This is a genomic window from Pantoea sp. (assembly GCF_028283705.1).
GTDB lineage: Bacteria > Pseudomonadota > Gammaproteobacteria > Enterobacterales > Enterobacteriaceae > Pantoea.
Genome location: NZ_JAPWKD010000032.1, coordinates 478,237 through 498,053, shown reverse-complemented (window position 1 = coordinate 498,053; position 19,817 = coordinate 478,237). Strand labels below are relative to the sequence as shown.

21 protein-coding genes and 1 tRNA gene are annotated in these 19,817 nt (G+C 51.5%); 10 read left to right on the top strand and 12 right to left on the bottom strand.

Annotated features, from left to right (window positions below):
* The first annotated feature begins 4 nt into the window (after window positions 1–4).
* On the top strand, window positions 5–1,261 hold the full coding sequence (locus PW844_RS25295) for a cytochrome c (RefSeq protein WP_299457691.1): 1,257 nt from the start codon (window positions 5–7) through the stop codon (window positions 1,259–1,261).
* A 68-nt stretch (window positions 1,262–1,329) separates the two neighbouring features.
* Here the strand turns inward: PW844_RS25295 and PW844_RS25290 are convergent, their stop codons facing one another.
* The 3 genes from PW844_RS25290 to PW844_RS25280 all read right to left on the bottom strand — a co-directional run bounded on the left by PW844_RS25290 (window position 1,330) and on the right by PW844_RS25280 (window position 3,435).
* Window positions 1,330–2,007: a MarC family NAAT transporter gene (locus PW844_RS25290; RefSeq protein WP_299457689.1), complete on the bottom strand. Its 678-nt coding sequence runs from the start codon at window positions 2,005–2,007 to the stop codon at window positions 1,330–1,332.
* 92 nt (window positions 2,008–2,099) lie between these two features.
* Window positions 2,100–2,735, bottom strand: a complete 636-nt coding sequence (locus PW844_RS25285) for a hypothetical protein (protein WP_299457687.1) — start codon at window positions 2,733–2,735, stop codon at window positions 2,100–2,102.
* Between the two features lie 184 nt (window positions 2,736–2,919).
* Entirely contained in the window at window positions 2,920–3,435 is a 516-nt protein-coding gene (locus tag PW844_RS25280) for a DUF2501 domain-containing protein (protein WP_299457685.1), read from the bottom strand.
* 242 nt (window positions 3,436–3,677) lie between these two features.
* Here PW844_RS25280 and PW844_RS25275 point away from each other — a divergent pair.
* Window positions 3,678–3,762, top strand: a tRNA-Leu gene (locus tag PW844_RS25275).
* 163 nt (window positions 3,763–3,925) lie between these two features.
* Window positions 3,926–5,185, top strand: coding sequence for an integrase arm-type DNA-binding domain-containing protein (locus PW844_RS25270; RefSeq protein ID WP_299457683.1), 1,260 nt, complete (start codon window positions 3,926–3,928; stop codon window positions 5,183–5,185).
* Between the two features lie 173 nt (window positions 5,186–5,358).
* On the opposite strand, the gene PW844_RS25265 is transcribed toward PW844_RS25270, so the two are convergent.
* From PW844_RS25265 to PW844_RS25240, 6 genes are read right to left on the bottom strand one after another with little or no spacing between them, the layout of a single operon-like run.
* Window positions 5,359–7,674 carry a primase-helicase zinc-binding domain-containing protein gene (locus PW844_RS25265; RefSeq protein WP_299457681.1) on the bottom strand — a complete coding sequence of 772 codons (2,316 nt, stop codon included), beginning with the start codon at window positions 7,672–7,674 and terminating at the stop codon, window positions 5,359–5,361.
* Window positions 7,675–7,688: 14 nt separating this feature from the next.
* A complete protein-coding gene (locus PW844_RS25260; RefSeq protein WP_167141083.1) occupies window positions 7,689–8,030 on the bottom strand; it encodes a DUF5375 family protein in 342 nt (113 codons plus the stop codon).
* A complete protein-coding gene (locus tag PW844_RS25255; RefSeq protein ID WP_299457676.1) occupies window positions 8,017–8,283 on the bottom strand; it encodes a hypothetical protein in 267 nt (88 codons plus the stop codon). Before PW844_RS25255 ends, PW844_RS25260 begins: the two co-directional genes overlap by 14 nt.
* The gene (locus PW844_RS25250) at window positions 8,280–8,807 is read right to left on the bottom strand and encodes a host cell division inhibitor Icd-like protein (protein WP_299457675.1); all 528 of its coding nucleotides are present in this window, start codon (window positions 8,805–8,807) and stop codon (window positions 8,280–8,282) included. The genes PW844_RS25255 and PW844_RS25250 overlap by 4 nt, the downstream gene beginning before the upstream one ends.
* A 13-nt stretch (window positions 8,808–8,820) precedes the next feature.
* Window positions 8,821–9,069 (bottom strand): hypothetical protein, encoded by a 249-nt coding sequence (locus PW844_RS25245; RefSeq protein WP_299457673.1) that lies wholly within the window; start codon window positions 9,067–9,069, stop codon window positions 8,821–8,823.
* On the bottom strand, window positions 9,066–9,323 hold the full coding sequence (locus PW844_RS25240) for an AlpA family transcriptional regulator (RefSeq protein WP_085286551.1): 258 nt from the start codon (window positions 9,321–9,323) through the stop codon (window positions 9,066–9,068). Before PW844_RS25240 ends, PW844_RS25245 begins: the two co-directional genes overlap by 4 nt.
* A 521-nt stretch (window positions 9,324–9,844) precedes the next feature.
* Here PW844_RS25240 and PW844_RS25235 point away from each other — a divergent pair.
* Together PW844_RS25235 and PW844_RS25230 are read left to right on the top strand one after the other, a co-directional pair.
* Window positions 9,845–10,561, top strand: a complete 717-nt coding sequence (locus PW844_RS25235; protein WP_299457664.1) for a hypothetical protein — start codon at window positions 9,845–9,847, stop codon at window positions 10,559–10,561.
* Window positions 10,558–10,809, top strand: coding sequence for an ogr/Delta-like zinc finger family protein (locus PW844_RS25230; RefSeq protein ID WP_299457661.1), 252 nt, complete (start codon window positions 10,558–10,560; stop codon window positions 10,807–10,809). Before PW844_RS25235 ends, PW844_RS25230 begins: the two co-directional genes overlap by 4 nt.
* Window positions 10,810–11,085: 276 nt before the next feature.
* Here PW844_RS25230 and qatC read toward each other — a convergent pair whose 3' ends face one another.
* The 3 genes from qatC to PW844_RS25215 are packed head-to-tail and all read right to left on the bottom strand — an operon-like array spanning window position 11,086 to window position 15,088.
* The gene (gene qatC, locus PW844_RS25225) at window positions 11,086–12,369 is read right to left on the bottom strand and encodes a Qat anti-phage system QueC-like protein QatC (protein ID WP_299457659.1); all 1,284 of its coding nucleotides are present in this window, start codon (window positions 12,367–12,369) and stop codon (window positions 11,086–11,088) included.
* Complete coding sequence (gene qatB, locus PW844_RS25220) at window positions 12,366–13,226, bottom strand: Qat anti-phage system associated protein QatB (RefSeq protein WP_299457657.1); 861 nt, start codon at window positions 13,224–13,226, stop codon at window positions 12,366–12,368. The genes qatC and qatB overlap by 4 nt, the downstream gene beginning before the upstream one ends.
* Window positions 13,227–13,228: 2 nt before the next feature.
* A complete protein-coding gene (locus tag PW844_RS25215) occupies window positions 13,229–15,088 on the bottom strand; it encodes a P-loop NTPase fold protein (RefSeq protein WP_299457655.1) in 1,860 nt (619 codons plus the stop codon).
* A 551-nt stretch (window positions 15,089–15,639) separates the two neighbouring features.
* On the opposite strand from PW844_RS25215, the gene PW844_RS25210 reads away from it, so the two are divergent.
* The 5 genes from PW844_RS25210 to PW844_RS25190 all read left to right on the top strand — a co-directional run bounded on the left by PW844_RS25210 (window position 15,640) and on the right by PW844_RS25190 (window position 19,740).
* Window positions 15,640–16,107, top strand: coding sequence for a hypothetical protein (locus tag PW844_RS25210; RefSeq protein ID WP_299457653.1), 468 nt, complete (start codon window positions 15,640–15,642; stop codon window positions 16,105–16,107).
* Between the two features lie 173 nt (window positions 16,108–16,280).
* Entirely contained in the window at window positions 16,281–17,204 is a 924-nt protein-coding gene (locus PW844_RS25205) for a nickel/cobalt transporter (protein WP_299458324.1), read from the top strand.
* An 82-nt stretch (window positions 17,205–17,286) separates the two neighbouring features.
* Window positions 17,287–18,156, top strand: a complete 870-nt coding sequence (locus PW844_RS25200) for a GyrI-like domain-containing protein (protein WP_299457651.1) — start codon at window positions 17,287–17,289, stop codon at window positions 18,154–18,156.
* A gap of 107 nt (window positions 18,157–18,263) precedes the next feature.
* Window positions 18,264–18,593, top strand: coding sequence for a DUF1493 family protein (locus PW844_RS25195; protein ID WP_299457649.1), 330 nt, complete (start codon window positions 18,264–18,266; stop codon window positions 18,591–18,593).
* 97 nt (window positions 18,594–18,690) lie between these two features.
* Window positions 18,691–19,740, top strand: coding sequence for a DUF1176 domain-containing protein (locus tag PW844_RS25190; protein WP_299457647.1), 1,050 nt, complete (start codon window positions 18,691–18,693; stop codon window positions 19,738–19,740).
* Window positions 19,741–19,817 lie beyond the last annotated feature (77 nt).

The following is a 19,817-nucleotide window of genomic DNA, read 5'->3' as shown; positions in this document are numbered from 1 at the left end:
GCGCATGAAATTAAAATCATTGTTAATTGCTAATGCCGTACTGCTGGGAAGTCTTGCAGTACAGGCGCACGCGGCAGATGATGCTCAACTGATCAAAAAGGGTGAATACCTGTCGCGCCTCGGCGACTGTATGGCCTGCCACTCGGTTGCGGGTAAGCCGGACTATGCCGGTGGCCTGGCGATTGAGTCGAATCTTGGCACCATCTACTCCACCAATATCACACCGGATAAAGAGCACGGTATCGGTAACTATACCGAGCAGCAGTTCTCCGACGCGGTACGTAAAGGCGTGCTGCCGGATGGCTCGCGTCTCTACCCGGCGATGCCGTACCCGGATTACGCCAAAATCAGCGATGAAGATATGCACGCGTTGTATGTCTACTTTATGCAGGGCGTGAAACCGAGTGCAGAGCAACCGCCGGAAACCAAACTGAGCTTCCCGTTCAGCCAGCGCTGGGGCATGCGTTTCTGGAACTGGGCGTTCACTTCTGATAAGCCGTTCCAGCCGATTGGTGGCGCTTCGGAAGAGGTGAACCGTGGTGCGTACATCGTTGAGAGCCTCGGCCACTGCGGCAGCTGCCATACGCCGCGCGGCTTCGGTATGAACGAGAAAGCACTCGACAGCAGCGATGCGCAGTTCCTGGCGGGCGGTAGCCTGAACAACTGGGATGTGCCGTCCCTGCGTGGTCTGCCGCGCTGGAGTGAGCAGGAGATCGTTGATTACCTGCAAACTGGCCGTAACGATAAAGCGGCAGTGGGCGGTGAGATGAAGTCGGTGATTGAGCACAGCAGCTCGCACATGACCGATGCTGACCTGAAAGCCATCGCGGCCTACCTGAAGTTCCTGGGGGGTAACCCACCGTTGCAGGCGTATAACGTGCAGGCTCAGCAGGCGACGGAAGCGAAGCTGACCGCAGGGAAAAACCTGTCAGAAGGTGAGCGTCTGTATCTCGACAACTGTGGTGCGTGCCATTTTGTCACCGGTAAAGGTGCACCGGGTGTGTTCCCGGAACTGGATCAGGCCACTATCGTGAATGCCAAAGATCCAACCGGGCTGATCCATACCATTCTGGCCGGTGCGCAGCAGCCATCGACAGAGAAGACGGCGTCAACTTTGTTGATGCCTGGCTTCGCTAATCGTCTGAGTGATGAGGAAGTGGCGCAGCTGGCAACCTTTATCCGTCAGGGCTGGAGCAACAACGCACCGGCAGTCACCAAAGATCAGGTGACTGAAGTGCGTAAGACGCTGAAGCACGAATAACCGTGTTCTAAACCGCACCTCATCGTAGCGGCGCGAATTATCGCGCAATTACGGTGTGGTGCGGAAATTCACTGATAGGTATGTATCACTTCCAGCACGCCGTTGATAATAAACTGCACGCCCATACACACCAGCAGGAAGCCCATCAGGCGTGAAATCGCCTCAATACCGCCTTTCCCCACCAGCTTCATAATCGCGCCAGAACTGCGCAGCGATATCCACAAAATCACCGAAACTAAAAAGAAGATCATCACCGGTGCCACGGCCACTACCCAGCCAGGGAAATCAACGCCGCTGCGTATCGTTGATGCCGAGCTGATGATCATCGCAATGGTTCCCGGACCGGCGGTGCTGGGCATCGCCAGCGGCACAAAGGCGATATTCACGCTTTCGCTATGGCTGTCGCTGGAGTCCATTTCATCCTGTTTATGTTTGGCCTCCACCGAATGGCCAACGGGTTTGGCGGGAAACAGCATACGAAAGCCAATAAAGGCGACAATCAATCCACCTGCCATGCGCAGGCCAGGGATGGAGATGCCAAAGGTATGAAGTACCGCGGTACCGGCATACCAGGCCACCATCATAATCAGGAAAACATAGATGGAGGCCTGCATGGCCTGGCGGTTGCGTTCCTGAAAATTCATATCGCCAGCGAGGCCAAGAAACAGCGCCACGGTGGTGAGTGGGTTAGCGAGGGGCAGAATGACCACCAGCCCAAGGCCAATGGCTTTGAAAAGTTCCAGCATGTCGATTCCTTCTGATGTAGACGCGCCGATGACATATCAGCGCGTGGCACAGTTTACGGAGACAACGTGGCAAATCTTGTGCGGGCGTGTGTTTAGTGTTTCGGACGATCCAGCGCTTCAATCAGCTCCGGGAAAAAGTCTTCCAGCAGCTCGGGCGTCATCAGGTCCGGATATTGGATCAGATGCTCGCGAATACGCTCGTTCACATCCGGTATCAGCCGCTGCGCCGCATCGTTGGCGCTGATTTTTTTCTGCTTCATCAGGCGCAGAACATCATCCGGCAGGCTGTCCTCATCTTCGGCTTCTTCCACCGCTTCAAGTTCGTCCAGCTCATCCAGCATATCCATCAGCGCTTCAATCTGCGGCGTACGTGACTGGTATTCCTCTGGCTTTTCCTCCTCCAGATAACGCAGCAGAGCGCGTACCGGCGATCCATCTGGCGTGGAGGGTGGCTCGCTGGCAAACCAGTCCAGTAAATCATGCTGGCTCACCTGATGGACGTGATAACCGTTATCCACCAGCTCATCCGCAAGGATATCGGCGGTGTCATGCTCAATCAGGCAAATATGGGTGCGATTGGGGGTGAACTGCTCCAGCCACTGGTAAATCTCTTCAATTACGCTGTCTTCGTAATTGAAGTTGTGGCTCAGGTAGCTGCCGTCCTGCTGATGTACGCAAATGCGAATCAGGTCGGGATCGAAGTAAATCGCAATGTTGATGCCTTTCATGCGCGCTGTCCTATGTGATCCAAAACGCCACTATAACGTTAATGGTGTTGCGGGGAAATCACAGTGCGAGGGAAGGACGTGACAGGCAGCACGGACGTGCGATTTTGCCGGGGAAGGGGAGAGCGCGATAAACGCACAGGCAAGGGACAGCTTGCCTGTGCGCCTCGCGCTGCCCCGGAATCGATTACACCCCGATATATTTTTTACCCTGCTTCAACACCACGTCACAGGCTTTGGTTTTCAGCTTCTCGCCCATGGCGGAATTGCTCAGGGTTTCGAGGTTGAGCTGCTGACCGTTGCCGGCGTTCAGTAAGCCCTGCACGCCCTGCTGATAATCCGTGGTCTGTGCCTGCGCGGTGGTGCTGTTCAGACCGAGCTTGCTCATTACCTGGTCTTTCACCGACTGCACATTGTTCTTCACTACGTTGTGCTCAACACAATACTGCATCACACCGGCGGCATTGGTCATGCTGTTGGCGCTCACCGCTTTATCACCGCCGTTCAGCAGCCCGGTGATGGAAGAGAGCGACATCCCGCCGGTCTGCGTTCCGCTGGTTGCAGTGGTGGTGCTATTTTGCTGGCTCAGCTGTGATGCCGCGCTGCTCAGTTGATCCTGCCAGCTCGCCGCCGATGCGCTACCCGCCACCAGCGCCGCCGCCATACCCAATCCCCAAATCACACGTTGTGTTGTTGTATTCATCTCAACCTCATTTTTTCTTTAATGGCTGACTGATGTCAGTTTTGCTTAAGAAAGGGGAGAGCTAAGAAAGTTCCAGGATGCAGGGGAGATTGAGATTGTTCTGGCTTTTAAGCCGGGTGTGCGGGGGGAGGAAGAAGGGAAACGCTGCTTTTTTCAACGCTTGGCGCACACTCCCATTGATTCCGGTTGCGTGCCTTGTCTGTAACGGTATAATCCCCAACGTTTTCCGCATCCTCTTCAGTGCCGAAGTGGCGAAATCGGTAGACGCAGTTGATTCAAAATCAACCGTAGAAATACGTGCCGGTTCGAGTCCGGCCTTCGGCACCAAGTCATCATCCTAGTTCGTCCGTAACCATCCGAAAATCATTTAAAATCAATATCTATACTTATATTACCGTCCTCACCCGTCCGGGGGCATCCGTTGACATCCAGCATTTTTGGGGGTCAGAATGAGGGTCAATTCGCTTCGATAAACTATTGACCCCCAATTATGCCTTTAACAGACGTCGCGGCCCGTACCGCAAAGCCTCGCGAAAAAGAGTACAAGTTGACTGATGGTCATGGAATGTATCTTCTTATCAAACCAACCGGCTCAAAGCGCTGGTATATCAAGTATCGTTTTGAAGGCAAAGAGAGCAGGTTAGCGTTAGGCGCATATCCTCTGGTTTCCCTTGCTAAAGCCCGTGAGAAGCGTGATGAAATCCGCCTTTTGTTGGCCGAGGGCATCAGCCCAAACGCCAGAAAAGAAGAGGTTAAAGAGCAAGAAATAGCGGCTCTTAATACTTTTGAAAAGGTGGCGAGAGATTGGCATCAAAGCAATAAGCGATGGTCAGCCGGGCATTCGGAAAGGGTATGGCGAGATCTGGAACGCGGTATTTTGCCTGCAATCGGGAAAAGGAATATTGCGGAATTAACAACGCGTGATCTTTTAGTTCCTTTACGTGAGGTTGAGCAAAGTGGGCGTTTGGATGTCGCGTCTCGTTTACAGCAGCGCGTCACGGCTATCATGCGTTTTGCTGTCCAAAGCGCTCTCATTGATAGAAATCCGGCTCAAGACCTTGCTGGTGCCATTGCGACGAGAAAAGCGACGCACAGACCAGCTTTACCCCTTGAGTATCTGCCCAATTTTTTCCAGCGTATTGAAAATCATAAAGGTCGTCTTCTTACTCGTTTGGCTCTTCATCTCAGTTTGTATGTATTTATTCGCTCCAGTGAGCTGAGGTTTGCCCGGTGGAGTGAAATTGATTTCAAAAAAGCACTTTGGACTATCCCTGCTGAGCGCGTAGCAATTGAAGGTGTCAAACACTCTCATCGTGGCTCAAAAATGCGAACTATTCATTTAGTACCATTATCAAACCAGGCTTTGTCTTTGCTGGAAGAGATAAAACTATTAAGTGGTGGCAATGATCTGGTTTTCCCCGGCGACCATCGTTCTACAAAACCCATGAGTGAAAACACAATCAACAGCGCATTGCGTGGAATGGGATATGACACGAAAACCGAAGTGTGTGGACATGGTTTCCGGGCGATGGCATGTAGCGCCCTAGTTGAGTCCGGTCTGTGGTCACGTGATGCAGTAGAAAGACAGATGAGTCACCAGGAAAGGAATGGAGTAAGGGCTGCTTACATCCATAAAGCAGAACATTTAGAAGAAAGGCGACTTATGGTGCAATGGTGGGCTGATTATTTAGACAGTAATAGTGGGTCTTATGTATCCCCCTATGAGTTTGCTAAGCGCTTTGCTAAATAAAAAGATTTTAGGAAAAAGTGTTCACACTGTTCACTTTTGATTTTAATCATTTTAAATCAGTAAGTTATTCGGTGAAGGGCGAAGGGCTGTGTGTACACTTGTGTTCATATGGAGTGATCACTCCGGGGTGAGATGTAAAAAACCGGCCTGAGCCGGTTCGTTTGCTGCGGGGTTTACTGGCTACATGCTGGCAGCCAGTCGGCCTCGCTGTCCTCATGTAACGTGAGATTGGTCTGGACGCCGTTATTCGTCCGGCGCTTCAGCAGTATCCGCTCATATTCCTTCAGCGTCTGCGGCACCGCCTGGCCGAATGCGGTCAGGCTCAGCGGGTGCTGATGGCCGCGCGATTCCATAAACGACAGATAGGCATGATAGAGGTAGCGCTTCGGATTCAGCGGGCGGATATTGGCGTTCCCCATAAACAGACCGGTCGCGGTGCTTATCGGCATCAGGTAGGCGCAGAAATCGACCAGCGGGTCAGCCTGGCGTTTAATCTCCAGCGCCTCGCCGGACGTCTGCTGCGCCTGTAACAGCGCGCGGGCCTCCTCCGGCTGACTGAAACGTTGCATCAGGTGGCGCACGATAACGGCCAGCTCGGTGCTGATTTTGTCCAGTAACTGCGGGTCACGCTCCTTTGCCGGTATCACCTCCGGGAAGGTCAGGATCACCCGGCGACGCGACACGCCGCCGCTGCGGTCGCTGAAGCGCATCGGGTTGTTGTTCACCGCCAGAATCACCGCCGGGATGTGTGCCGAATAGGCGTCACGGTATTTCGGGTCGATTGCCACCGCGTCGCCGCCGGTAATCGCCTTGATGCCCGCGCCGTCGCCGCTCCATTTCTCCTGGTCAGGCAGGATAATCAGCGAGAAGCCCACCACGCTGGCGCGCTCGCGTGAGGATTCCAGCGTGTCGATGGTGGCGGACGTGGTGTTGTCTTTTCCGGCCAGCATAGTTGCAATGGAGGCCATCACGCTCTTGCCGCTGCCGCCGGGGCCGGTCACCTCAAGAAACATCTGCCAGTCATAGCGGTTTGCCAGCACCATAAATAACGCCGCGAGGATGCGCTCCTGCTTGTCGTGACTGTGTCCGGCGGCCCGCGTTAACCAGCGCCAGAATGCCGGAGCGTGGTCTGCGAGGTTTTCACCCGCACGCGGCGCGGTGTAGTCCACGCTGTTCACCGTGCGCAGCCAGTGCTCGCGGCGGTGCGGGCTGAACATGCCGGTGGCGGTATCAAACACGCCGTTACGGAAGCCAATCAGGCGGCGGGATGGTTCCCCCATCTGCGGCACCATCAGCTTGAGCGTGTCGAGCACGCTGCCGATACCGGCGGCCGAGAACGGCGCGCGCACCTTCTGAAACAGCGCGGCAATTTCCCGGCGCAGCGTCTTCGCCTCCATCACCTGCCATGCGCCGTTTTCATAGCGGCAGATTTCCTCCCCGACCGGCGGCACGGCCAGCGCCTGCCCGTAGTGGGCGACCAGCAGCTCCGCCTTCTGGCTGGCGCTCATGGCCTTCAGGTCGGCCTCGCTGACGGATTCAAACGGGCTGAGCGGCTGTGGCTGCGTGAAGGCGGTAAGCTGCGCCTGCGTGGCGATATCGCCCTGCACCTGCCACACATCATTCCAGTCACCTGTAACCGGCGGCAGGGCGGCTTTCCCGCCACAGGCTTTCGCCGCTTCCTCTGCCTTTAGCTGGCCGGTGCCGTTGTCGTCACGGTCGGCGGCAATCAGCATCAGCGCATCAGGATGTGAATCACGCAGCCGCTTTGCCAGCGCGGGCAGGTTGTTGGCGCTCAGCGCCACGTAAACCGCCTGCCCGGTCAGCCGGTGTACGGTCAGGCCGGTGGCGTACCCTTCTGTGAGCCACAGCGTTTTGCCGTCCGGCTCGCCTGCCAGCCAGTACGTGCCTTTCACCTGCCCGCCGGGCAGGGTGCGCTTGTCGCCTGCGGCGCTGATGAGCTGCACGTTAACGGGCGTGCCGTCTTCGCCGGTCAGCGGGATGAGCACATCCCCGGCGGCAAAGCTGATGCCACCACAGCGCAGCGCATCAGAAAGCGTCAGCGCCAGCGTGCCGTGCAGCCCTTTCGATGATAGGTAGGCGTTGTCCGTGTGGCTGACGGCGGCAGCGATAAGCGCCTGCGCCCGTATGGCGGCGTCTGCCTGCGCGCGGGTTCGGTCGGCGGCGTCATCCGTCACAGCCGGGGCGGACTCCGGCAGCGTGCCGAGCATCCCGGCCACCTTCATGGCGGCCTCTTTAGCACAGACGTCAAGCGCCTTTTCCACCAGGTTAAGGCCGTCACCGGCCCCGCACTGGTTACACAGCCATGTTCCGCGCCCGTCCTGATTATCAAAGCGGAAGCGGTCTTTGCCGCCACACACCGGGCAGGCACCGTGCCGCCCCCCGGCGTGCACGCTGATGCCGAGGGCGGGCAGGAGCTGCGGCCAGAGTCCGGTAGCCGCCTTTACGGTGTCAGAGACGATATGTTTCATGTGCGCCTCCTTCCTCAGTGCAGCGTGGTGCGGCTGGCGGCCGCAAGCTGGCTGCGGAACAGCTCATCCATCATGGTGACGCCGAGCTGCGTCAGGCGCGGCGGCGCGGTCAGCAGGTCGGGCTCGACCATATCGCCCAGCATGGTGCAGGCCATCTCCATGCCCGCATCGGGGCCGTGACGGCGCACATAGAAGCCCTCCAACTCAAGGGCGATGGTCATCTGCAACTCATCGAGCGTGGCGGATACGGTGATGCCGAGGCTTTTACAGGCATTCAGATAGCCCTGCGCCAGCGCGCGGCGGTAAACGGCGGTGCGTACCTCAACGGGCAGGCAGGAGTGATTAACGGTCATCATGGCGGGCCTCCGTGGCTAACATGCGGGATTCACAGGTTTCAACGACTTTACCGAGCTGGTCGGTGAGCAGGGCGACGACCGAGGCCAGCGCCGCGCCGTCCGGTACGCAACCGCGCGCACTCAGGCAGTTCACCGAGTCGAACATATCGAGCACGGTCACGCCGACCGTGTGCGCGTGCAGCAGGCGCAGATAGTCAGCGTGGGGAATGGGGTAGGTGTCATGGTTATTCAGGTGCCGGGAAAGGGTATTCATGCCGCCACCGCCCTGACCGGCAGGCGACCGGCAAAGGACAGGACGTAATCACGGGCGAGGCTGGCGCGGGCGCTGCGCTCATCGCCTGCCACGGTGCGCAGCATACAGGGACGTGCGGCGGCATCGGTGCGGCGCACGGCGGCAAAAATAAAGGTGAATTCGGGGTGAGCGGCAGTAAGGGCCGTTGTCATGAGGACAATCTCCAATAAGTAGCGGTTACTGCTACCACCGGAGTTCCTACGCTCATGGGTGGTAGCCCAGACGGGGGTAGGAATACCGGCCTTATTGGAAACCGGCCAGCCCGAAGGCTGCCCCGCCTGAGCCACCATTATTTTGACTACGCAGCGGAATAAGAACCGCTGCGCTGAAAAATGGCGCACTGAGGCAACGACGTAAAAAAACACGCATGGCGCGTGTTGTGTCGCCAATAAGTAACACGGGTTCCTACGCCCGGCTGCCGATTTTGCGGCAGCGCGAAAACTGTATAACGGCCGCTCGCCAGAGAAAAGCCTTTTTTCATACATCGGGGCGTTTTCCTCAGCAATCGGTCAGGACGTGATCGGATTGCGGCGGATTTGATCGGAATTCACCGTTCTCTTTCTTTGCGCTTCGCTTTGCGGGTTTCGCTTTCTGACTCAGCACGGAAATATGGCCGTGCATCCCACCGGTAAAGGCTGGTGCGGTGGCAGATTTGCCGCTGACCGCTGCCGTCAGGCTTTCCGCGACAAAGGCGGCCTCCTCACGGGTCAGGGGAAAGGTTTTCGTGCCGAAATTCAGCGTAATCATGCTGCACCTCCGGCGCGCTGGGCGATGCGGGCCTGCATCCAGCCGTCAATCTCTGACGCCAGCCAGGCGACGTTTTTACCGCCGAGGGAAATCTGCGACGGAAACTGCTCCCGGCTGATTAAATCGTAAATGGTTGAGCGTGAGAGGCCGCAGGTGCTGATGACTTCCGGCAGACGCATGAAGCGGTCGCGCGGGAAAACAGCGTCGCGGGTTACGGGGATGGCGGGGGCCGGTACGGATGAAACTGCGTGCATGGTGTTACCTCATTATGAGTCCGGCCGGTGCTGTCCGGTTACGGTGGTGTCTTCAGGTAACCCCCTATTCTGGTTATATTTTCGGTGAAGTAAACAACCCCCTGTTTGCTGAAAAATGAGCAAAAAGCACTTCTCTTACCTCCTGTTTGCCTCTGTTTGCCAGTAACTGCCAGTGATTGCCTTTTAAGAGCTTTCAGCAATTAAAACGCCTTTATTAATAGAATTAAAATCTGAAAGGGGCTCGCCAGAAAAAAGCTGATGTCGGAGAAGGCATGAACACTGGTGAATACTCAGTGAAGACTTTCAATCAAAGTGTTCACTGCTTAACTTGCTGTATTTATTATCTTTTTTATCTCAGTGAATACCAGTGAACAGTTATATAAGAAATATAATCTGTTAAGGGAGAGCCCCGCACCGGTTCTGCCTTTGTCTGCTCATCGACAGGCGGGAAGCAATGAAATGCGCTGTCCTGTGGTACACGACAGAATGGCCTCATCCTTTACAGACGATGAGAGACCACCATGACCACCCCGGAACAGAAACCTGCCTCACTGGTGCGCTTCGAGAAAGCCCGAGCTGAACATACAGAAAGAATGAAGCGGTATAACGGCATCTGCGCGGATATCGCCCGCTGTGAGAAAGAGCAGCAGGCGGCCATTGAGGCCGGGAAAGAGGCCGAGAGCAACTGGCGCACGCGCTTCCGTAACCTGCGTGGGAACCTTACTGACGAGCTGCGCACCGAGCATTCACAGCGTATCGCCAGCCGGGAACTGGCCGATGAGTTTGGCGGGCTGCTGAAAGAGCTGGCGCTGGATAAGCAGGAGGCGATGCTGAAATGCTGCGGCAGTGGCAAAGAGTATGTGGAATCACACCGCGAGGCGTTTACCGGGTTTGCGGATGTGCACTGGCAGTCAGCCCTGCGTAACGTGAGTCCGTCGCTGCTGTGGGCCATTAAGCTGCGTATCCGGCGTGAAGAACTGTCCCCGACGTTTGCCGGTGACGACCGGGACCGGATTAAGGATGTGGCCGGGCTGGTTGGCGAAGCACTGACGCGGGCAGCAATGGCACTGCCGGAGAGCGTGCTGAAAGAGGCACCGCTGCTGGAGAATATCGGCCTGCATCGTCCTGCGCTGACGGGGGTTGATATGGAACTTTATACGCGTCCCCTGCGCCGCCAGAAGCTGGGGGAATCAATCCGGGCACAGCGTGTAAAACTTCAGGAGGGTAGCCAGAAATGATGCACTGTCCCTACTGCAAAAGCGCGGCACACACCAAATCGAGCCGCTATATGTCCGAACAGGTGAAAGAGCGCTATCACCAGTGCACTAACCTGGACTGCTCCTGCACCTTCAAGACGAATGAGAGCATCACGAAGGTTATCACCGCACCGCCACAGCCGGAAAACGTACCGGAAGCACCGCCGGAGCCGGTAAAGGAACGCCAGACGCTGGGTCGTTACGGTTCTGCATTCCGTCAGATTCATTAATCCCCGCACAGCCGCTGCCCGACCAGCGGCTTTTTTGTGCCTGTCCTTTGACTTTCTGAAGCCCTTTTTCTGGCCAGCCACTTTGTAAAGAGTGATGCATGCATAGCGTGCATGGATCTGCATGCAAAATCATGCACCGCTTTTCCCCGTTCAGGCCATACCGGGCGCGGCCCGGCCCGCATCATGCACCTGCATGAAAAGCGATGCATAAAGCGGGCAGGCGTGGCGGGGATAGCATTGCGCGCTTGCTTTGGTGGAATATGTTTAAGTAAGACTTTATAGGACACCATGTTTTGTCAGAAGCGCATCAAGTTCTTTTAGTCCATTTTCAACAACATCAGCATAAAATTTCCTTCCTTCAATCGATTTACTTGCAAACGAAAGTGAACCGCCTATTACATCATCAATTCCCCTCTCTCTGAAAAGTAAGCAGGCACGAGCAACAGCACCGATATCATTTGCTCCTTTTTCTCTCTCTGAATCAGGATTTCCTAAATCGTCAAAGTAATATTTATTTGTGGTTGTATCTGGTATCCCTGCGCTCAAAAATGCAGCCCTGCGAACTAAACAAGGGACGCATCGACCACAGTGTTGATAATTGTAATAACCAAAGCGACCACAACTTGTAGTGTTACCGATATGCTTAAATAAAGTGGATTGGTTTGTGCAGTTCTTTATCATCTCTCCTTTTGTGTAGCCTTGATATGGTCGTTTAATTGAGATGTTCATTTTTGCAGAGTTAAAAATTTCTTGAATGATGCCTAAAAAAACAGGATGAGTGGTTTTTGTACTAAGGCTTCCGAATCTGCCTTCGTTTAGTGGGATATTCAAGCTAATGAATCCATTTTCAGGGATGTATAATTCAACTGGATCTTTAGTTTTTAAAATTGTTGCTGCGAGAACACCGTAAGATATAAATATTAATGAGCGACCGCGTGTTGAACGTTCAGTTACGTGGGGGACTTTTATTCTGTGATTCCATTGGTAGTGGCGTACCTTTCCATTTAAGGTTTGTGAGAATTCTGTTTGTTTCTTTGAGTCGCCTTTTGCCATTTGAGATACAAAGCATGGCGATCGACCCTTTTCAGTTAGATCAATTGCACCAATTAAACTATCCATGCCACCGGACAGTAATGAGATACAGTCCGCAGAGGATGTTGTCTTTTGTAAAGGTTCTAAGGGAAAGTCGCCACCATCATTTAATTTTATCTCCCAGAAGTCTCCCGTTAGAAAACGAAATGCATCTTGAAGTTTATCAATGTGTGGAATCCAGTTCTTTTTGTTACACAGCGTTATTGATAACTCAATTTCTCTAGTCCATCCATCGGCGGTTTTTTTTCTTAAGCATGCTAAATCCGCAGCGCAAACTGACATTGCTATAGTTACAAAATCCCAAGTCACAACGTCCGGATAAAAACCCATTTTCTTTAGCCTCAACCTCCAGTCTTGAGCGATATGACCAATTTTTTTATTAGAAGGTATGGTGTAAAGAGAGAAATATTCAGTTTCTTCATCTAAGTGTTCAGGTAACATTCTTTCAGGTGCACATACTACTTTCATTGTAATGCTCCTTCATAAACAATAAATGTGTTTTCGAGTGCTTTATCCATAATGTTTTGAAATTGCCTAATGCTTGGATTGGGAATGCTTTTTCTCAATTCTGATAATTGTGATGAAATTTCGGATTGAAGATATTTTCTCATCATATTTATATTTTTCATTGAGCTGGATGGTATGTTCTTTGAACCTTCGAATAACTGTCCAATTTCATGTATTAATTTGTTTTTAACTTCATTGGAGAGATATAGTTCTATCAAATTCCAAATATTATTGTCACTCATTTTGAAAAGGTCTATGTTCTCATCTTTTTTTATAAGCTCAGAGAGTGCAAATGACATGGAGTTTTTAATTGATTCCTCATCAATGGTTCCTCCTGATGTTGTGGTTTCTGAAATTATTGCATCAATAATTTCAGATGCTGATGGGTTGTTTTTTAATAACTTTTGTGCCCAGTTGTTTGCTGAGATGTTATTTCCATCTCTAAGTGAAGTTAATAATGATAATAAGTTGGTGGCTGCGCGTGTTGAAGTTTTCATTTTGCGTGAGGCTTGTTTTGCTCCACCACTACCTACTTTCGAAAAGTTTCCTACTGCTTTTCTAAAGTGGGATTTATCCGAACTCTCAGCATAGTTTCGAAGTTCTCTTCGTGCACTGGCATATCTCCTCGGTGGTGCTATACCACCAATACTTTCATTATCTTCGGCGGGGGCATCATCCTTTTCACTCTCCTCATCGTTATCTGGAATAGGGTAGCTTACATCACCTGACCCTATTGGAAGATTTTGAAGCTTATCTTCCCAGGGAGGAATAAATGGAACATTAGCTCCAGAACCTGAACTGGAAGTTGAAGTACCCATGTTTATCTCCTTGCTTTCAGTTTGATTGCGTTTAATGTCGGTTTGTTTGTGTTCGGGTCCTTTTCCCATGACTCTAATATTTCTGTCGCCCATGGGTACTTTGCTATTAAAGGAATGAAAGGTGCTGGCCGCATATTTGCTGGTATCTCTCTAAGTAGAGATAATAACTCATTGCTTAAGGCGCTATATTCAGACACTACAAATAAACATTTTTTTAAATATTCAAAGCTCCATTGTTCTAAACGACATTTCACTTTGAGTTTTATTAGGATTTTTTCTGCTTCAGTCTCGCCTATTTCTAAAAGCTGTGGCGAAAGAATATCGAATGTATCATCAGAGATTAATATTGATTCAAGCAATATCCTTGCGTCATCAGTGATTTCATCAATACTTGAAACGGAAATGAACTTTTCTCTGCTAAGATATAATAATGGTCTTAGGTCAATGGATGAGAGACTTGGCTTAATGCCTAACCATGATTCAATAAAGGGATTGCTCCAGCTTACATCTGGCGCGATATAAGGATTTCCTTTTTGTAACTCTCTCTCTAATTTTTCGATAAAATCCGGCCTGCCGTCCTCGCTTTCAGTAACTCTCCTCGCGAGGTACTCGAAAGCTGTTGTAGTAGCACATCGTTCGAATAACTGCATTTTTACAAGAGCTTCGAATGAGATTGCTAACTCTTGCTCCTCTGCGATTTGTTGTCGTATGATTAAGTTATTCAGAAATCTTTTAATTAATCTCGGGTTTCCTGCAATTTCTTTAGTGCTTGATAATATTTCGGAAATCTCAAGAGCTATAGTTATTTCTTTTTCAAGGGCTGATGAATGCTTGCCATAAGCTTCATTTAATTCTTTCTTGGTTAATGACCCTTGCCAAGACTTTTTTGCTTTATCCAGAATTATTTTTTTTGCTAAATCTGAATCTGCTTTGGGAATTGTCTTTCGTCGAACAGCAAGTTCTGATAGCAAAATAACCACGTAGGCTTTAACATCGTTAGTGCTAAGTCTCGGAACTCTTAATGGAACTTGTATTAACTTATCAAAGTAATTAGTTACAAGATCACTATCAAGATCTGTCTGGGAAAAATGGGAGCGTACAGCGCTACGGATCATTCCTTCATCAGCAGCAATTATAAAGGCCGTTTGTGGTACAAATAGAAGTAATCTCATTGCTTCTAATGTTGATATTGCAGTGTCAGGCATACATCTATCTAAGTCATCCACTAACACGACAAGAGTTATGTTTAATTCCTTTAATAAACTTGTCAGACTATGTCTTAGCTCTTCAATTTGTCGTGGTAAAGAAGATGATTGTTCTGGGGTTAACAATCCATTGAATTCAGGGGAAAGTTTTGAATAATCATCCCTGAGTTTATCAACATCATCCTCGGTGATTTTTCCAGTTGTAGCAATGCCGCTCACAACGCCTAGGATTCCGCCAATTGGGCCTCCGATCATGCCCCCAAAAATCGCTCCGGAGATTGCTGGTGTGGCAATCTTCAATACCCTAAAGTAATTTATCCTTTTAGCAAGGGAGATTGCTTTTTCAACAAAACTTTTTCTTTCTTTAGCTATTGATAATATTTTGTCTGATACGGATTGTAATAGTGCTAACTTAGCATCATCATAGCCTTGATATAACCATGCATTGAACTCCAAGAAAACATATTCATCTTTAGAGCTATCGTTTTGAAGTTTTTCCCCAATCATTTTGACAAGGGATGATTTCCCTGTCCCCCATTTACCAGAGATCCCAATGGATACAGGTTCTCCAGCAGACTCGAAGACAAGACGTGTCGCAATTCCTGCTATCTGTTTGAAATTTAATAAATCATCAGCAGTTTCAACATCATTCCACATGCGTCCATACCATAAGTAAAAAGTGACTTCTTCACCTTATCCAACGAATTTTAGTGTTGGCAACCTTTTTTAAGATTTAGATGATTGTTTTATGATGCAATCACAGGAATTCATTCATTTACTATCGGCAGTCTCTTTTTGTGGGGTCATTTTGGTGGTCTATGTTTTTTGTTTTAATGTTAATTAATAATATTTTTAATTAGTTAAATGTTTTTTTCGAGTCCGGCCTTCGCACCATACGATGCAATCAAGTCGCTCACGAGCGGCTTTTTTTGTGTCTGGAATTCAGCCTTTGCCCCGCTTTTTCACTCAATCAGAGTCAACCCATATTACGTCGCTTGTGAGTATAGAACCGAGTACATGTGCGGGTTCGATAATGGTTTTATACGCACAGCGAGACATGGAAGGAGAACTATCGTTATCACCGAAGCAACAGGCGGTATGATGGCTGGTCTGGTCTGTGGCCCAGGAGCACCAGTTTGTGTTCTGATTGGCGGATTCATTGGTGGTGCGCTTGCAGCATGGGAAATGGGATATTTTTGGAGAGAATCATGCAACAGGTTAACGCATTATCATTAGTTGAAAATGTCAGGCAAACAGAGTTTTCTCAGGCGAGTTCTGAAGTCTATTTTGAAAATAAATCAACAGGGATACTTGTCCCTGGAAAGATATTAGAAACAGCTTTTCATATTGATAATGACAGATATCTTATCTTTACCACTGATGATGTTTTGTTTGAGGAATCCCTGACTATTACCCTGGTAAGCCTTAATAAGGGCATTATTGAAGTTGTCCATCTTGGAGGAGAATACACTTCAGGCACTTTTGAAAATGCGAAGGCAGATGAAGACAGCGTTCATTTTCAGTTCATTGATGATGTTAGATGGACGATCAAAATTTCGGAATCGGCTCGTTTTCGCATCCCCTTTCTGGCTGATCCTACAGGCGTAAAACGTTCTTCTGGATTAAAAACACATATGACTTTTTTGACTACCCCCGTGCCGGAAAAAGTGAAATAAACATCGAGATATCAGGACATGGCTTGCCTCCAGCCTGCTATCCCCATCCCCCACAAAAACCCCATAGCAATCCCCGGCAACTGGTGGCACGATTCTCCCCATCTGCTCCGGCCATCTACCCAGGCAAAACAGGCAAAACCGTGACAACGCGTTCTTTCACTCTCGACTGGCGGATACCCGTCGCAGGATTATTAATCCTGACGTTACTGGTTATCGGCACCACGATGTACGCCCATTGGGGTGCATTTCTCCAGTGGAGCCTTGCCACGCAAATCTCCCTGCACCGCAGGCTGGTAACGTATCTGCTGCAACTCAACGGCCACGATTACAATGGCGGAGTCTGGCTGCTGGGTGGGGCGTTTATTTACGGCGTGCTGCATGCCGTGGGGCCAGGGCACGGAAAATTTATTATCACCACTTACCTCAGCACCAATAAAGAAAGCCTGCTTGCGGCGCGCGTGGTGCCGTTTCTCGGCAGCCTGATGCAGGGTGTCAGTGCCATCCTGTTTGTTTATATTCTGGCAGTGGGTTTTAACCTCGCAGCAGGAGATCTCAGCACCAGCCGCTGGTATGTGGAAAAAGTCAGTGCACTGTTGATTGGTGTTTTCGGCCTGTTTGTAATTTATCAGACGCTTAAGGCGCTACGGCCACAGAAAATCGTCATTAATACGCTGAGGCCGCTGCATCAGCACACTGATCACTGTGGCTGTGGGCAGCATGGGGTAGGAAAAGATCTGAGCCACGCTGACTGGAAAACCCGGTTGGGGGTAGTGCTGACGATTGGTGCCAGGCCATGCAGCGGCGCGATTATGATTTTGCTGTTTGCCAATACGTTGGGGATAGTCAGCTGGGGCATTGCGGCGGTGATGACCATGTCATTGGGCACCGCGTTATCCATTTTGTCATTGTCGCTGGCGGTACGTTACGCGCGTAACCGCACCGTCACGTTCTTCAGTCGGGACAATGAAAATCTCAGCTGGATGGTCCCGGCGGCCAAAATCGTGGGAGGCCTGATTATCATCCTCTTTGCCACGGTTTTATTTCTAACTGTGGTTCCGAACAGTCCAAACGGAGATTACATCGCCGCCGGGTGCTGACCAATACATCCCCCCAACTCCGCAAGATCCGTCAGGCCAGGCGCTTCCCCGTTCAGGCATAGTCACCGGCAAGGAGAATGCCATGTCAGCCAATAAACCGGATGCTTACCGCCAGCGCTTCAATAAGGTGTTCGATTATATCGATCAACACCTGGATGATGCGCTGTTGCTGGAACAACTGAGCGAAGTTGCCCATTTTTCGCCGTACCATTTTCACCGCCAGTTTACTGGCTACTGTGGTATGACACCGGGGCGCTATATCCAGTTGATGCGTCTGAAACGCGCGTCGTATCGGCTGGCATTTAATTCTGCCGAGAAAATTATCGACATTGCACTGGATGCGGGATTTCAGCACGCCGAGTCGTTCAGCCGGGCTTTCAAACAAGTGTTTGCCATGACGCCGAGCGAATTCCGTCAGCATCCCGCCTGGGTGAGATGGCATCAGTGCATGCCGCCGCTACAGCCAAAACGGAGAGAGAGTATGCCCGTCACAATCATAGATTTTCCCGCCACCCCGGTGGCGATGTTGTCGCATTTCGGTCAGCCAGAGCGAATTATGGAGACCGCTGCGCGTTTTATCGCATGGCGTAAAACCACGGGGTTATCCCCTATTATCAGCAGCCAGACTTTTGGTATCGCGCCCCATGATCCCGCCACCACACCGCCGGAAACCTTCCGCTTTGATATCTGTGGATCGGTAAACTCACCGATTCCGGAAGACAATTCCTTCGGTGTGGTGAATGGGGTGATTCCCGCCGGGCGCTGTGCGCAGTTGCGTCATCTGGGTTCACACGATGCATTAGCAGAAAGTGCATGGACGCTCTATCGGGACTGGTTACCCGCCAGTGGCGAAGAGTTGCGTGATTTCCCGCTGTTCTTCCACTACCAGAATTTTATCCATGACGTCCCTGAGCACCAGCTCATCACTGACATCTATCTGCCATTGAAATGATCGACACTCCCGGCGGCGTGTGCTGTCGGGAGTTTATCGACACGTCCCGCCCATATCGTGGCAGAATAGCCGCCCGACTCATCGGAATTCGTAAGGGGAAAGACGCTATGTCAGATGACATCGAACAGCGCATCTATGAGCTTGTCCGCCGCTACGATGGCGTATATTTGTTTAAGCAAAGAACGCTGACACCGCAGATTGATATTGATAGCGATCTTAACTTTGAGGACGACGAAGCCGCCGCTTTGATGGAGGAGTTTTTTGCCGAATTCAATGTGGCACGCGGTACCTTTGCCATAGAAACCTATTACCCTCCTGAGTTATCCCTGAGCGAAATCCTCAATCCTTTTAATAAGCGTGCCGTGCCGGTGGTACCGGATTTCACGCTGGGTATGTTGATTGAATCGGCAAAGGCAGGACGCTGGTTATATGAATAGCGTTTCGATGATTTAGTCACATGTTCGCCAAAAATTCACTTCTCCCCGTCCAAAAAACTGCGCACACTAGCCACCTTTACCATTATGGAGAGATGGCATGACTTCCCGATACCTGCTGGCGCTCGCGCTGTTCGCCAGCATGGCTACGCCGCTGTGGGCAGACGACAGCGGCGTTTCTTACAGTCATAAAGACTGGGAGCTGGCGTGCGACAACACGCTGACCTGCCGCGCGGCTGGCTACAGCACCGAGGAAGGTGCGGGTGGATCGGTATTGCTGACGCGTCAGGCGGGCCCGGGCACTTTGGTGAGCGGGGAAGTGGTGCTGGCCGATACCATGGATGAGGAGCCGAAGCCGGTGGCAGCGCTGTCGCTGTGGATCGACAACACTGCTCTCGGTGAGCTGCAAAAGACCGATAATGACGAATGGCGCTTAACCGAAGCACAGACGCAGGCCGTGATCACCGCCGTCAAAGGCAGTGGCACCGTCGAGTTTCGCGGCGGCGTTGAACCATTTGAGCTGTCTGGCAATGGCGCTTTTGCCACCCTGCTGAAAATGGATGATGCGCAGGGACGTATTGGTACGCCCGGTGCGATGATCAGAAAAGGCGATAAGCCAGAGAGCAGCACGCTGGTGGCGGTGGCGGCGCCGGTGATTCAGCAGGTGAAAGTCATCAAAGCCCAGCCGCGCCCGTTAAGCGCACAGGAGCTGTCATCGGTGAAGCCGCAGCTCATCGCTTCGCTTACTGATGATGACAGCTGCGATAATCTTGAACCGTCTGACGATCAGCCAGAAGCTGGTGCTGAGCCCATCACGCTGACGCCGGTCGATGGCTCACATGTCCTGATTTCCGCCCTGTGCTGGCGCGGTGCCTATAACGAAGGTTATGGCTACTGGCTGATGGATAAACGCCTGCAACAGAAACCCGAACTCATCACCGATTCCGCTTCAGACTACAGCGATGGGGTGATTTCGCTGGCACAAAAAGGGCGAGGGATCGGCGATTGCTGGAGTACGGCTGCCTGGGTGTGGGACGGTAAAGATTTCCAGCAAAGCAGTGAAGCCACCACGGGCATGTGTCGCGCTATTCGTGCGGGCGGCCCGTGGCAACTGCCGACGCTGGTGACCAACGTCAAACCTGCGCGATAAATCGCGCCGCTACACGATGTGTGATGATTAACGCCGTAATCCAATATCGCAATGGGCCGTAGCGGCGCAATTTATTG